At 48.7% G+C, this 15,078-nt stretch carries 11 protein-coding genes; 9 read left to right on the forward strand and 2 right to left on the reverse strand.

The features are described from left to right. Positions 1-71 precede the first annotated feature (71 nt). Positions 72-893, reverse strand: coding sequence for a helix-turn-helix domain-containing protein (locus QFZ48_RS17690; protein WP_429050745.1), 822 nt, complete (start codon positions 891-893; stop codon positions 72-74). 46 nt (positions 894-939) lie between these two features. Between QFZ48_RS17690 and QFZ48_RS17695 the strand changes: the two genes are divergently transcribed. From QFZ48_RS17695 to QFZ48_RS17735, 9 genes are all read left to right on the forward strand, one after another. Next, complete coding sequence (locus QFZ48_RS17695; protein WP_429050744.1) at positions 940-1,902, forward strand: YheT family hydrolase; 963 nt, start codon at positions 940-942, stop codon at positions 1,900-1,902. A 114-nt stretch (positions 1,903-2,016) separates the two neighbouring features. After that, a complete protein-coding gene (locus QFZ48_RS17700) occupies positions 2,017-3,432 on the forward strand; it encodes a glycoside hydrolase family 30 protein (RefSeq protein WP_429063109.1) in 1,416 nt (471 codons plus the stop codon). 501 nt (positions 3,433-3,933) lie between these two features. After that, on the forward strand, positions 3,934-6,582 hold the full coding sequence (locus tag QFZ48_RS17705) for a GH116 family glycosyl-hydrolase (RefSeq protein ID WP_429063110.1): 2,649 nt from the start codon (positions 3,934-3,936) through the stop codon (positions 6,580-6,582). 3 nt (positions 6,583-6,585) lie between these two features. After that, the gene (locus tag QFZ48_RS17710) at positions 6,586-7,131 is read left to right on the forward strand and encodes a hypothetical protein (protein ID WP_429050737.1); all 546 of its coding nucleotides are present in this window, start codon (positions 6,586-6,588) and stop codon (positions 7,129-7,131) included. A 36-nt stretch (positions 7,132-7,167) separates the two neighbouring features. Further along, positions 7,168-7,725 (forward strand): DUF1543 domain-containing protein, encoded by a 558-nt coding sequence (locus QFZ48_RS17715; protein ID WP_429050736.1) that lies wholly within the window; start codon positions 7,168-7,170, stop codon positions 7,723-7,725. Beyond that, entirely contained in the window at positions 7,722-8,261 is a 540-nt protein-coding gene (locus QFZ48_RS17720) for a Crp/Fnr family transcriptional regulator (protein WP_429050735.1), read from the forward strand. Before QFZ48_RS17715 ends, QFZ48_RS17720 begins: the two co-directional genes overlap by 4 nt. Positions 8,262-8,330: 69 nt before the next feature. Then, positions 8,331-9,281 carry a quinone oxidoreductase family protein gene (locus tag QFZ48_RS17725; protein ID WP_429063111.1) on the forward strand — a complete coding sequence of 317 codons (951 nt, stop codon included), beginning with the start codon at positions 8,331-8,333 and terminating at the stop codon, positions 9,279-9,281. A 102-nt stretch (positions 9,282-9,383) separates the two neighbouring features. Beyond that, positions 9,384-10,529, forward strand: coding sequence for a redoxin domain-containing protein (locus QFZ48_RS17730; protein WP_429050733.1), 1,146 nt, complete (start codon positions 9,384-9,386; stop codon positions 10,527-10,529). 196 nt (positions 10,530-10,725) lie between these two features. Continuing rightward, positions 10,726-13,743 (forward strand): PVC-type heme-binding CxxCH protein, encoded by a 3,018-nt coding sequence (locus tag QFZ48_RS17735; RefSeq protein ID WP_429063112.1) that lies wholly within the window; start codon positions 10,726-10,728, stop codon positions 13,741-13,743. A 14-nt stretch (positions 13,744-13,757) separates the two neighbouring features. On the opposite strand, the gene QFZ48_RS17740 is transcribed toward QFZ48_RS17735, so the two are convergent. Continuing rightward, positions 13,758-15,020 (reverse strand): acetyl-CoA C-acetyltransferase, encoded by a 1,263-nt coding sequence (locus QFZ48_RS17740; RefSeq protein WP_429063113.1) that lies wholly within the window; start codon positions 15,018-15,020, stop codon positions 13,758-13,760. Between the last annotated feature and the right edge of the window lie 58 nt (positions 15,021-15,078).

Below are 15,078 nucleotides of genomic sequence, written 5' to 3' on the forward strand. Positions count from 1 at the left end.
ATGCTATAGCAGCAAAGGTATCCCCGTATGGAGGTGGAAAATGGTACTGGTTATAATATCACGGGTACATTTTATAACTGGCGCCGAAAATCCATGGGGGTAAGGAGCGTATATTTTCTGAAGAACCGGGAGAAGTAAGAAGTATCATTAAAGCCCAGCGTAAAGGCGATTTCTTTTATATCCATATCGGTGAGTGTGAGCATGCGTTTGGATTCCAGCAGCAGCCGTTCCCGGATGTAGGCGCCGGCGGTTTTGCCGGTTTCCTTCTTACATACCTGGTTCAGGTAACTGGCTGTAACATGCAGTTTGGCAGCATAGTAGGCCACTTCATGATATTGCGCATAATGTTTCTCCAGCAGCAGCAGGAAGCGGTTGACCAGGTGATTCCCCGCGGCAGCCACTTCTTCCGGGTGGATGGCGGCGTACCAGCGCTGCAGCAACAGCAGCACAATCTGCAGCCGGTGTTGCGTAATAATGGCGGCGGTTTCCTGCTCCATCAGCTGCAGTTCCCGGAAAAGCTGGTCGTACGGTGCGTTGTCCAGCTTTAATACCGGTTTGGACGATGGTGTGAAAAAAGGCCACAGGGGCCCTTTTTGTAACATGAACTCCGCAGAAAACATCACCTGGTAGCCGCTGGTATTCTTCGACAGCTGCCAGTGGTGCGCCTGGCCCGGTGCCAGGAAAAAAACGCTGCGGGCGCTCACTTTGTAGTCGTTGAAGTCGATGGTATGAACACCGCTTCCCTGGCTAATCACCAGCAGCATGAAAAAGTCATGTTTATGCGCTTCCGGTATCACCGTCATATTGATCGGTGCATGATATACTATTTTAAAATCTTCCTTTTTGTAAGGGAGATTAAATATTTTCTCTATACCAAAAACGGGAAGTGACATGCCGCGAAAATACGGATTAAGGTGTTTGAATCCGTAAATTTGCAGGATGCCCGTATTACATAACTCAGATTACCAGGCGCCTTTTTTATTGCAGAATCGCCATATGCTTACCATTTATCCCTCTTTATTCCGCAGCATCCGGCCGGCGGTTTACAGGAGGGAGAGGATTGCTACGCCAGATGCCGATTTCCTGGACCTGGATTTTAGTGAAAAGGGGAATGAGCGTATTGTAGTGATCCTGCATGGACTGGAAGGTAACGCCACCCGCAAGTATGTGCTGGGAATGGTGCATATCTTCAATGGTGCAGGGTTTGACACGGTATCCATGAATTTCAGGGGGTGTAGTGGCGAACCGAATAAAAATCTGCGTTTTTATCATAGCGGTGAAACGGAGGACCTGCATACCGTGATCCAATACCTGGTATCGCTGGAAAAATATAAGGCCATCCACCTTGTAGGCTTTTCCCTGGGAGGGAATGTAACATTAAAGTATCTGGGAGAAAGGGGCGCATCGCTGGACAGTGCTATAAAGTCGGCCGTGGCTATTTCTGTGCCGTGTGACCTGAAAAGCGGCTCTGCGGAGTTAGAGAAAAGACACAATATCATCTATATGCAGCGGTTCATCCGCGACCTGGGGGAAAAGCTGCGGTTGAAAGAGCTGCAGTTTCCGGGAAGCATCAGCCTCGACCGGTATGCGGACATCCGTTCTTTCCGGCAGTTCGACGACCGCTATACGGCGCCCATGCATGGGTTTAAAGACGCCCTTACCTATTGGGAACAATGCAGTTCCCGGCCGTTGCTGTCCTCTATCCGGATACCGGTATTGGTGATCAACGCCAAAGATGATCCGTTCCTGGGAAAGGAGTGTTACCCTTATGAGATAGCGGCCGATAGTCCCTACCTTTTCCTGGAAACTCCGCACCAGGGAGGCCATGTAGGCTTTGTGAAGTTTGGAGAAGATTTTTACTGGTCAGAAAAAAGGGCGCTGGCATTTATACTGGAAGTATAGACCGTACGCCTGAGCAATAAAATTCAGGTTGATATTTTCTAACGAAACAATTGCTCCAAATAAGAAAATCCGGAATTTCCTGAATACTTTTACCGATTAATAATTTGTTTTGCTATGATGAAGAGAACCGGACAACTCCTATGTTGCCTCGCCTTGCTGACAGGAAGTATACAGCCAGTAAAAAGTCAGCAGAAAAAAAATAAAGAGATCAGTTACTGGTTAACATCTCCCGACAAATCCATCGCGCTGCAGCAACAAACAACTACATTGCCTTTTACCGCGCAGGATAAAGGTATCGCCACCATTGAGGTAGATGCCGCAAAGAAATTCCAGTCGATAGACGGCTTCGGATTTACCCTCACCGGTGGTAGCGCCACGCTGATCAACCAGCTGCCTGCTGCGCAACAGGATGCGTTGTTGAAAGAACTGTTCCTCACAAAGGGAAATGGCATTGGCATCAGCTACCTGCGTCTCAGCATCGGCGCCTCCGACCTGAGCGCCTCTGTATTTACCTATGACGATATGCCCGAAGGACAAACAGACCCGGAACTGAAGCATTTCAATATCAACGAAGAGAAAAAAGACCTGATCCCTGTGCTGAAAAAAATTACCGCACTAAATCCGGGTATTAAAATCTTAGGCTCTCCCTGGACGCCGCCAGCCTGGATGAAAACAAACAACTCGTTTATTGGAGGCAGCCTGAAACCGCAATACTACGGCGCTTATGCCCAATATTTTGTAAAATATGTAAAGGCGATGAAAGCCGCTGGCATCACCATCGATGCCATCACCATCCAGAATGAACCTTTACATCCTAAAAATAATCCGAGCATGCTGATGCTGGCGGAAGACCAGGCCATCTTTATTAAAGATCACCTGGGCCCCGCTTTTAAAAAGGCCGGCGTCAAAACAAAAATTATCCTGTATGATCACAACTGTGATAAACCGGAATACCCGCTCACTATTCTGAGAGACAAAGCCGCTTATCCTTACGTGGATGGCTCTGCATTTCACCTGTATGGCGGCACTATTGATGCACTGAGTAAAGTACATGATGAGTTCCCGGAAAAGCACCTTTACTTCACAGAGCAATGGTCTGATGGAAAAGGCAGTTTTTCCGGCGAGTTGAAAAATAATGTCAGCAAACTGATTGTAGGCGCCACCCGTAACTGGAGCCGCAATGTATTGCAATGGAATCTCGCCGCTGATGCGCATTGGAATCCGCATACCGATCAGGGTGGATGCTCCCAATGCCTCGGTGGCATTACCATTGATGGACAGGCTATTTCACGCAACTCCTCCTACTACGTAATAGGCCATGCATCTAAATTTGTTCCTGCCGGTTCCATAAGAATCGCTTCCAATATTGCCGGTCCGCTTGATAACGTCGCCTTTTTAACGCCTGGCAGCAAAACCGTACTGATTGTGGTAAACACCGATGCGGCGGCGCAGGACTTCCAGATCAAAGCAAAAGGCAAAGTGGCGGCTGCATCCCTTCGCGGGGGAGAAGTGGCTACGTTTGTATGGTAGCGCGGATTTTGTCTTACTCAGGATTACGCTGATTTTGTTGATTACCAGGATTAGATTTTGTTCACGGGATTTATAAGGATTAGAGAAGATAGTAGCGAATATATCCGCTGTTATCTTCCCTGATATTTTACAAAAATCAAGATTAAAATCAGCAACAAAATCTAATCCTGGTAATCAACAAAATCAGTGTAATCCTGAGAAAGACAAAATTCGCGAAAGCGATCCCTGATGATTTCTTCACATTTCCTGACGCTACCTTAACATACGGTAGGATCCCTCCAGAAGGTTGTATATATTGCTTTACCACCGTTATGATTAATACCAGGCAGGAAGATATGACATTGAACAATGATAGTAATGCCCTTAGGGCGTTATGCCTGCGCGTGATGACCGGTCTTTCCAAAATTGCCAATTTCTGTAATGCCGGTATAGGTGACAATCGGCCCTCGATAAAAATAAAAACCTGGTACAAACAGCTGCCTGGAAATAAAACACTTTTTTATGGGTATTGAACGCAGGAAATTTCTAAGAAATATTGGTTTAACAATGGCTGGCGCATTAACGGTGCGCCTGCCGGTGTTAGGCAGCGCTATGGCAGAAAGTGGCCGCTTATTGTTCACCCGGCAACCGGATGCCGCCTGGATCGCTTCCCTGTATGAACGTGGCAACGCTACCACTTATCTTAAAAGCAAAAATGAACTGCAATACATCGGTATGCCGGTGGGAGGTATTATGTGTGGCACGGTGTACCTCGGCGGTGATGGCCGCCTGTGGCTCTGGGACATTTTTAATAAAAACCAGGAAGGAATAGAACCCAAAGTGGTTAACTATAGCGCCAATGTGTTGGATGGTGGCAAAAAAGTACGCTCCAGGGATGGCGCCTGCTATATTGAGCCATCGAAAAATATCCGGCCGCTCGACCAGGGATTTGCGTTGCAGCTTACCTGGGGCAAACAAACCATTATCCGCCGGTTCGATGAAGAAAGCTGGCCTGAAATCAGTTTTGAAGCCACTTACCCGATGGCCACTATCCGTTATACAGATCCCGCGCTGCCGGTTGTTGTAACGCTGGAAGCATTTTCACCTTTTATTCCTTTGAATGAAGATGATTCCGGGTTGCCTGTAACCATTCTATCTTATAAAATAGAGAACAAAGATACCGTACCTGTTACTGCAACCGTTCTCGGATGGCTGGAAAATAAGACGGCTATTTATTCTGTCGGGGATGCCCATGAACGCGTAAATACTACTGTGAAAGGAAAGAACTGGCAGGGCATTTATGAAACAGTACGTACTAAAAGCGGCAATGAGGAGGATTTTCAAAAACAGTACGACTATGGAAATTTTTGTATTGCTGCAGCAGGTAGTAAAGTAATGGTAAACCCGGCGATGCCCCCTGGTGAATTAACGGCCGCACATTTTTCCCTGATGTCTGCAAAGCAGGCAGTAAAAGGAGTTGGGGAGAAGCTGACCGGCACCGTTGCCACCAGGCATACGATACTACCGGGCAAGAGTATACGTACTGATTTTGCGATCTCCTGGTATGCGGCCAATCTGCATTTTAAAGATATCCAGGGTGAGGGACGTTATTATGCCAATAAATTTACCGATGCATCGGCAGTAATGAAATACGTACAGGAAAATTATACGCGCCTGGCCGGTGAAAGCCGCTTGTGGAAAGATACCTGGTACGATGCATCACTGCCATGGTGGTTTATGGAACGTACTTTTCTCAACATATCAACATTGGCAACCACCACGGCACACCGTTTCCGTTCCGGACGTTTTTATGCCTGGGAAGGCGTTGGCGCCTGCGAAGGTACCTGCACGCACGTATGGCAGTATGCGCAGGCTGTTGGACGTATCTTCCCGGCGCTGGAGCGCGACACGCGGCAACGGGTAGACCTCGGCATCGGCCAAATGCCTGATGGCGGCATCCTGTTCCGTGGAGAAGCAGAAAAGCGCCCGGCTATCGACGGACAAGCAGGCACCATATTGCGTATTTACCGCGAGCACCAGATGAGCAGGGATCATTCTTTCCTGAAACAAAACTGGCCGAATATAAAGAAGGCCACCCTGTTCCTGATCCGCCAGGACCGTAATAACGACGGCATGGAAGACACACCGATGGAGAATACACTGGATGCCGTTTGGGACGGGGAAATTGCCTGGATAGTAGGCCTGTGTATCGCCGCTGTTAAAGCCGCCGCACTCATGGCCGCAGAAGTAAATGACACCACCTTCGCTGCTATCTGCAACGACTATACGGAGAAAGGGAAACGGAACATGGAAACGCAGTTATTCAACGGCGAATATTTTATTCATCAGCCGGATAAGGTAAAGGGGAGGTCGGTGATCGGCTCTTACAATACCTGTCATATCGACCAGGTATATGGCCAGAGCTGGGCTTTCCAGGTAGGCATGGACCGGGTAATTGACCGTGAAAAAACATTGTCGGCTTTAAAGGCGCTGTATAAATATAATTTTAAGACAGACGTGGGACCTTATATCGCCGCTCATCCCGGAGGCCGGCCCTATGCCCTCGCAGGCGAAGGAGGTATGATCCTGAATACGAATCCCCGCAATGAAGAATTTCCATTCGGCGTAAAGAATGCCTGGCAGCTCGGTTACTTTAATGAATGCATGAGCGGCTTTGAACACCAGGTAGCGGCGCATATGATGGCGGAAGGGATGACAGATGAAGCGCTTACACTTACCCGCGCCGTACACGACCGGTACCATGCAGCAAAGCGTAATCCGTTTAACGAAATTGAATGCAGTGATCACTATGCGCGGGCGATGGCCAGCTATGGTACTTTTATTACTGCCAGCGGATTCCGCTATCATGGTCCTAAAGGTTTTATCGCCTTTGCACCTGCTATGAACAAGGAGCATTTCAAAGCGCCTTTTGTCACCGCCGAAGGCTGGGGAACTTATACACAACAGGGGAGCAGGCATACACTGCAGTTGAAGTATGGTCAACTGCAAATAAATACACTGTGCTTGCAGCATACCGGCGCGAAGCAGGTATTGCTGGGAGATAAGAAAATACCCGCCACTTTCAAAGAAGAAAACGGCGCTGTAACTATTCAACTGTCCGCACCACTGCAATTGAAGGCCGGCCAGCATTTTCATCTTACTATCGTATAATTTATGAAATCATATTTTCGTTTGGCCATAGCAGTTATATTGCTGTTTTCCTGTAAGATGGAAAACGGACCAGTAGCTGCTGTGGCAAAGCCATCGTGGCAACTGCAGCTGGATAGCCTGTTGCCGCTGCTGGGGCACCGTAACTGGATTATTATTGCCGATGAGGCGTTCCCGCTGCAGTCGTCGCCCGGAATGGTGTATATCAATACCGGTGCAGCGATGCCGGAAGTGGCACGTTATACGGTTCAAGGGCTGGATCGCAGTACTCATGTTCAGCCAACCCTTTACATGGATAAAGAGTTGTTATATGTACCGGGCGCCGCTGCTTACCGCGATACGCTGCAACAGATTTTTAAAGGACAGTCCGTACAAACCTTACTGCATGATTCCGTTTTTTCTAAGATGGATAAAACAGCGGGACTGTTTAAAGTGGTGGTGCTGAAAACAAACAGCACACTGGCCTATTCTTCCGTTTTTATGAGCCTTGATTGCAAATACTGGAGCGCAGACAAAGAAAAACAGCTCCGGGAAGCCATGAACAGGAACTAAAAATGCTGTACCTTTCTTACTGCAAACTGTAAAAAAATGGCAGAGTTAAAATTGTTCATGGTGGTGTTGGGATGTTCGCTGGAAGGGCGTCATACCGAACAACACGATGTTTTTTTTGGAATCGGTCATCACCTGCGTGACCTGATTCCTGATATGAAGGCCTTCTGGCCGGAGGCCAAAGATAAACTTCACATTGATGGGTACCGGGAAGTGAATATGGTGGATAACCACCGGATCAGGGTAGTGGAGAAAAAGGAGCCTCTGCGCCAGGAGATGCAATTATTTTTCCTGAACCTGGGCGGTTACAAGCCTGATGAAATGGAAGAATTTCATTACAAGATCCTCAGCGTGCAGAAAGACATCGGTGCATCAATACGGGCATCCAAACAAACGGCCTTTTACAAGCATACTTCATTTGGAGAAGCCACTTCACATGTGGATGATAAGTATGGCGTAGATGTGGATGATGTGCATACCGTAAAAGATATTTTACCGGCGCATCTCAAAGAAAGGTATACACTGGAGATCAGCCCGGCAAATGGTGTGGCAGCAGATCCCATTTATCTCGGATATTTTCAGCTGCAACACTTATGAATGGATCTGAATACATTGATTGGTCGCGGTACCAGCACCTCTATGAAGATATCCGCGTACCTGCTAAGTCTGTTTTGCTGGAGGAAGGCAAAATATCCCGGTATGCTTATTTCATCATAGAAGGAGCGGTGCGCGTGTGGTTTAACAATAAAGGGAAAGATACCACCTTCCAGTTTTTCTTTGAGGGAGAAGGGGTGTCTTCTATTGAAAGTTTTCGTACCGGCCAGCCAAGTATGTGTACAATAGAAACTATTACTGCCGCCCGGCTCTATAAGATCTCGAAAGAAAACATGGACCTGGTAATTGATAGTATGCCGGGTTTCAGGTCGAAGATGGAAGAAATTACTTTCCAGCGTTTGCTGCGTTACGCTAAAATGTTCATATCCCAGATCCGTGACACGCCACAGGAGCGCTATGAGGCGCTGATACGTGAGCAACCGCACATCCTGCAAAGGGTCCCCCTGCAATACATAGCTTCCTATCTTGGCATTACCCCTGTATCCCTTAGCCGGATCAGGAATAAACTCCAGCGGTAATTTCTTAACAAATGTAAAGTGATCCTGTTTTTTCGTCGTGCACCTTTGTAACATAAAAACGCAAAGAAGATGAATGCAGCAATTGTAACACCCGGTCAGGCTCCTCAATATGGATATTTCGCCGATCCTGCCGCCGGAGAAAAAGAACAAATCATACAGGTAAAGGCCGCGGCCATACATCATGTAGTAAAGTCTATTGCAGCGGGAAAGCATTATTCTGCGGGTGGCGATCAGCCCTTTATTCCTGGTGTGGATGGTATAGGGCTGCTGGCAGACGGCTCCCGGGTATATTTCGGCGCCGTACGTAAGCCTTATGGCACTTTCGCAGAATTAAGCATTACCACTCCCGGCTGGCATATCCCGGTGCCGGACAACCTTACTGATGCCACTGCCGCCGCTATTTTTAATCCCGCTATGTCGTCGTGGATGGCATTAACCTACCGGGCCCAGTTGCAACAAGGGGAAACGGTGTTGGTGCTAGGCGCTACCGGCACATCCGGTCAACTGGCAGTACAGGTGGCAAAATTGCTTGGGGCAGGCAAAGTAATTGCCGCCGGTCGCAATAAAGCCGTACTGGAAAAATTGCGCGGGCTTGGAGCAGATGAGTGCATCGCGTTGGATCAATCTCCCGAAAACCTGGTAAAAGCTTTTGCCACCCAGCCTTATGATGTGGTATTGGATTACCTGTGGGGCGAGCCGGTAATGGCGCTTATCACGGCACTAATGACTAAAAGTATGGCGAAGGAAACACCGCGTACACGCCTCATACAGGTGGGTGCTATGGCAGGAGATCCTATTTCGCTCCCTTCCGGCGCATTGCGCAGTTCGCGGCTGGAGATCCTGGGAAGTGGTATTGGCAGCGTATCTATAGAAGCCATCTTTAAAATGCTTCCCGAAATTATGAAGAATACCGCCGAAGGGAAACTGCAGATTAATACTATAGAGATGCCTCTCAGTGAAATATCCGCTGCCTGGACGCGGGAAGTACCCGGCGGCAGCAGGCTGGTACTCATTCCCTGAGTCACGCCGGTAAACATGGTTCATCGACCGCCTGTCATTAAGCATTTGAAGGGGCTGCCGCATTTTTATACTTTCGGGCAAAACCAACCAATCATTCATCGTATGAAAAAAATGATTCTCGGCTGCCTGGCAACAGTAGCCGTTTCAGGTGCATTTGCACAAAAGAAGTCTGTCATTACCGGTAAAATACCCGCGGCTTTTGACAAGGAGTACATCTACCTCTTCAATGTATCCGGTAACGGCTACAAAAAGCTGGATTCTGCCCTGATAGAAAAAGGCGCTTTCAAACTGCAGTATGAAGTAACCGATACTTTAGCGGCGATGTTAAGCGTAGCGACCAAAGCGGCAGATAAACCACTGCGTGGCAACCAGGCCCTGTACATTACGCCGAACGACAAGATGACCTTCACACTCAAAACGCTTGGTGAGACCAACGCATTGTCCGGTGCAGTGATCAAAGGTTCCGCCATTACCAAACAACAGCAGGAAATGGAGGCGGCGCTGGCGCCTGTTACAAAAGGTATGGATTCCCTTCGCGCTATCGGTCAGAAAATGATGACGCAGGCCGAGAGAGATACTACCGGTTATTATGCGCTGAGCATGGCTTTCAGAAAACTGGCAACAGAGAAAGATGCATTGCAGGAAAAGTTTATGCTCGCACACACCGATTATTATGTGAGCCTGGCGACCCTTTATGAAAACATGGGTGGCCGCGTGGAAGACGTGGAAGGTACGCAGCAACTGTTTAATAAATTTCCAGCGGCATTGCGGCAGTCAAGCCTCGGGCAAAAAGCAGCCGAACTGCTGAAAGCTTCTGCATTACTGGGAAAGAACCAGGTAGCTCCTGATTTTTCTGCTGCTACTCCTGATGGTAAAACGCTGAAGTTATCTGACCTGAGAGGTAAATATGTATTGCTTGATTTCTGGGCGAGCTGGTGTGGCCCCTGCCGCGCTGAAAATCCTAACGTGGTAAAAGCATACAATAAATTTAAAGATAAGAACTTTGATATCCTGGGCGTTTCACTCGACAGAACTGGTGATGAAGCAAAATGGACTGCTGCTATTGAAAAGGATGGTCTTGTATGGCATCATGTGAGCGATCTGAAATGGTGGAAAAGTGATATCGCGAAATTGTATATGATTCATTCCATTCCGCAGAATTTCCTGCTCGATCCGCAGGGGCGCATTATTGCTACTAATCTGAGGGGGGAAGCATTGGAAAAAGAACTGGAAAAAATACTGCACTAAGTTTTTAATCCTCATCTGTTTATTCATTTCCGGCATGGTATCTGCACTATACCTACAACGAATTATTTATTCGGTGAAATGGATGACAATGGACCACCCGTCCCGGTTTCCCGGGACGGGTTTTTTTATGAAAAAATGTGAATTATTTTATTACTTTTAATACGTGTTATATTGACATTTAATTATTTCCACGTATATGAAATACATTCACCGATTGTTATTTATGGTATCCGTTGCTATCAGCGCATGCCAATCCAATAAACCTGCGGCTATCCCGCCTGTACTAACGGAAGCGCAGCAACGCTTGCCTGAAAATGCCGTACACGGGCTGAAAACACTTTCCGGCCTGGAAACAACCCTGTTTGCCAGTGAACCCAACATCATGAATCCCACCAACATGGATATTGATGAAAAGGGGCGGGTATGGATCACCGAGGCCTATAATTACCGCAATGAATTAAATCCCGGTCATCCCTACAAGGCTGCCGGTGACCGTATTATGATCCTGGAAGATCTTAACGGCGATGGTAAGGCAGACACTGCCAAAGTGTTTTACCAGGATACCTGCATTAATGCAGCATTAGGTATTTGCGTGCTGGGAAATAAAGTGATTGTGTCTTGCAGCCCGAACGTTTTTATTTTTACAGATACCAACGGAGATGATAAAGCGGATAAGAAGGAATTGCTTTTCCGCGGTATTGGCGGCATACAGCATGATCATGCCATCCACTCATTTACTTTTGGTCCTGATGGAAAACTGTATTTTAATTTCGGTAATGCCGGCGACAGCATACTTGATAAAAATGGAAACGTTATCCGTGATGCAGAGGGTAACCTTATCGCCAACAAGGGAAAGCCTTACCGGCAGGGAATGATTTTCCGCTGTAATGAAGATGGCAGCAACCTGGAAGTAATGGCACATAATTTCCGCAACAACTACGAAGTGGCGGTGGATGCTTTTGGTAACATGTGGCAGAGTGATAACGACGACGATGGTAACAGGGGTGTTCGCATCAATTATATTCTTGAATACGGCAACTATGGTTATACGGATGAGATGACCGGCGCTGGCTGGTCATCCCGCCGTATGAATATGGAAGATTCTATTCCTTACCGGCACTGGCATCTCAATGATCCCGGTGTAGTGCCTAACCTGCTGCAAACCGGTTCAGGTTCACCTACCGGTATGGTGATCTATGAAGGCGACCTGTTGCCCGCTCCTTTCCGTAACCAGATGATCCACGGAGAGCCCGGCCATAATGTGGTAAGATCCTATCCTGTAAAAAAATACGGTGCCGGCTATACGGCCACCATTGAAAATATCCTGGAAAGCGGTTCCGATCAGTGGTTCCGGCCATCAGATGTATGTGTGGCACCGGATGGTTCCCTGTTTGTAGCCGATTGGTATGATCCCGGTGTTGGTGGTCACCAGGTAGGCGACCTGAACAGGGGACGGGTATTTCGTATAGCCCCTCCCGGTAGCCAGTATAAAGTAAAGCCACCGGTGCTCAACACCGCGGCCGATGCCATTACTGCATTGAAGAACCCTAATCTCAGTACCCGTTATCTTGCCTGGACGAAACTGTCCGGCATGGGTGCAGCCGCAGAAAAGGAGTTGCAGCAACTATATGCCAGTGATAACTCCCGCTACCGCGCCCGCGCCCTGTGGCTGCTCAGCAGGCTGCCTAACGGCAACGGGTATGTGCAAACAGCGCTGAAAGATAAAGATGAAGATATCCGCATTACCGCCATCCGCGCTGCCAAAGAAACCGGTGTATCCTATGGCAATCTGCTGGTGGCAGATACTTCTGCCGCTGTGCGCCGCCAGTTATTGCTGGCCATGCATCATAGCCGCGAAAAAGACATGCCGGCCAACTGGGCACTGCTCGCTGCACAATACAACGGGAAAGACCGGTGGTACCTGGAAGCACTGGGCATCGCGGCAGATGGCAACTGGGACGCCTGCTTCAACGAGTGGCGGAAATTGCCACCCAATACAAAAAATCCCGCAGCAGACCACGATATTATCTGGCGCGCCAGAACACCGGCAGCACTACCGTTGTTAGCGGTGCTGATCCTGGAACCGGGTACAGATCCCCTGCAAAACAAACGTTATTTCCGCGCATTCGATTTCTATCCCGCCGCAGAAAGCACACCGGTGCTGCTGGGATTACTGAAAGGCCAGCACCCGCAACAAGCCTATATCAATGCACTGGCATTTATACAACTGGATGCGAAAGCAGTGCCCAAAACACGGGATATTGAAGTCCTGCTCCGCAACAGCCTGAGTGCATTTAAAGGACATATGGAGTTCATCGACCTCGTGTTAAAGTATCATGTCCGTGATCAGAATGAAGCGCTTTTGCAGATGGTGCTGGAGTCAAAACGCGACGACATTCAAGGATACGCCATGAAAACCCTCCTGCAATGCGGCGGCCAGCCGCTGGTAATCAAAGCCATTTCAAAAAAGGATTCAGTATCCGGCGTTATATTGATAAACGCCATTGGCAAAGCGCAGGATCGCACTAACCGTGCGTTACTTGCTTCACTGATGCGTAACAACGTATACCCTTTAACGTTACGGCAGCAGGCGACCCGCAATCTCGGTCATGGATGGGACGGATTTGCAGATCTGTGGAATATGGTAGAAGGCAAATCACTTCCTGCCGACCTGGATACGGTGGCGAGGGCAGTACTCACCAACGCATGGCGGCAAGACATCAAGGCCAAAGCTGTAGCCTATTATGAGCCTGCAGCCGTACACCACGTGCTGCCGCCTGTAGATAAGCTGGTAGCCTTGCCGGGCAACATCTCCGGAGGAAAAAAAGTATTTAATAATTATTGTGCTACCTGTCACCTGGATGGAAACTCCGGTGTGAACTTTGGTCCTGCTTTAACAGAAATTGGCAGCAAGCTTACCAAAAGCGCTATCTACGACGCCATCATTGAACCGGATGCCGGCATCAGCTTTGGCTTTGAAGGCTATTTCTTTAAACTGAAAGATGGCTCACAGGTGTTGGGCTATGTTGCAGGGGAAACAAAAGACGAAGTGGATGTGCGTACGGCGGGTGGCCAGGGTGTAAAACTGCAGAAGAGCAGCATCGTATCGCGGAAAGCATATGAACACTCCCTGATGCCTACCGGCCTTGCTACGGCCATGCCGCAGCAGGAACTGGTGGACCTGGTTACCTACCTGGCATCGTTAAAAAAGTAAGGAGGAATTGATGCTTATCTTTCCAGGATAGCCGTTACGCCCATGCCGCCGGCGGTGCAGATAGAAATCAATGCCCGGCCACTGCCCCGTTGTTGCAATATCTTAGCGGTTTGGGCAACTATGCGGGCGCCGGTGGCTGCAAAGGGATGGCCAATAGCTACGCTGCCGCCTTTGGTATTTAATTTGTTTCGATCGATGCTTCCGAGCGGCGTATCCCATCCGAGTTTTTTGCAATAGGCGGCATCTTCCCATGCCTTCAGCGTGCAAAGTACCTGCCCGCTGAAGGCTTCATGGATTTCATAAACATCAAAATCCTGGAGCTTCAGGTGATTGCGTTTCAGCATGCGTGCCACAGCATAGGTGGGCGCCATTAGCAGGCCTTCACCGTTCACATAATCCACGGCGGCAGTTTCTGCATCCACGAGGTGCGCCAGTACCGGCCAGTTCTGCTGCTGGGCAAACTCTTCGGAGGCCATCAATAAAGCAGCCGCGCCATCGGTGTATAAAGTGCTGTTACCCGCTGTTAAGGAACCTTTGCCGCTGAAGTCGAAAGCCGGCTTCAGTGCAGCCAGTTTCTCCGGCGTGGTATCTGCCCGTACAATAGTGTCTCTCTTCACGCCTTTGTAAGGAATAATGAGGTCATTGAAGAAGCCTTCCTCATACGCCTTTGCGACATTCATATGGCTTTGGTAGGCCAACGCGTCCTGTTCTTCCCGTGTAATTCCCCATTCTTTCACCATCTTTTCAGTATGTTGGCCCATCGATAATCCCGTTCTGGGTTCTACGATGGAAGGGTATAATGGTTTCAGATCCTTGAAGCGGATGGAGGCGAATATTTTTAACCGTTGGGAAAAGGTTTTGGCAGCGCGCAGGTCAGCCAGCTTCCATGCGAGCTGTTGTTGAAACAGCAATGGGATATCACTGTTGGTATCGCTGCCGCCGCTGATGGCGGTATCTATTTGTCCGCAGCCAATACGGAGTCCCAGCTGTATAGTGGTATCCAGGCTGGTGCCACAGGCTCTTAGTACGCCATAGGCGGGCGTATGCGGGTCCAGGGAAGTGCCCAGTACACATTCCCTGGCGAAGTTCCAATCTGTGGAGCGGTTCAGTAATGCGCCCAGCGCCACTTCTCCAAGCCGTTTCCCGGAAAGCTGATATTTGTCCACCAATGCACTCAGTACCGTGGTCAACATTTCCTGGTTGCTGATATGGTTATACTCTTTAAAGGATCTTACGAAAGGGACACGTAATCCGCCAATGATAGCGACCTTTTTCATGCTGCTGTGCTTTAACTAAAGTTACTGAATTGTACCAGCCCAACAATCAACCGCGGTA

This window comes from Chitinophaga sp. W2I13 (genome assembly GCF_050434005.1).
Classification (GTDB): Bacteria; Bacteroidota; Bacteroidia; order Chitinophagales; family Chitinophagaceae; genus Chitinophaga.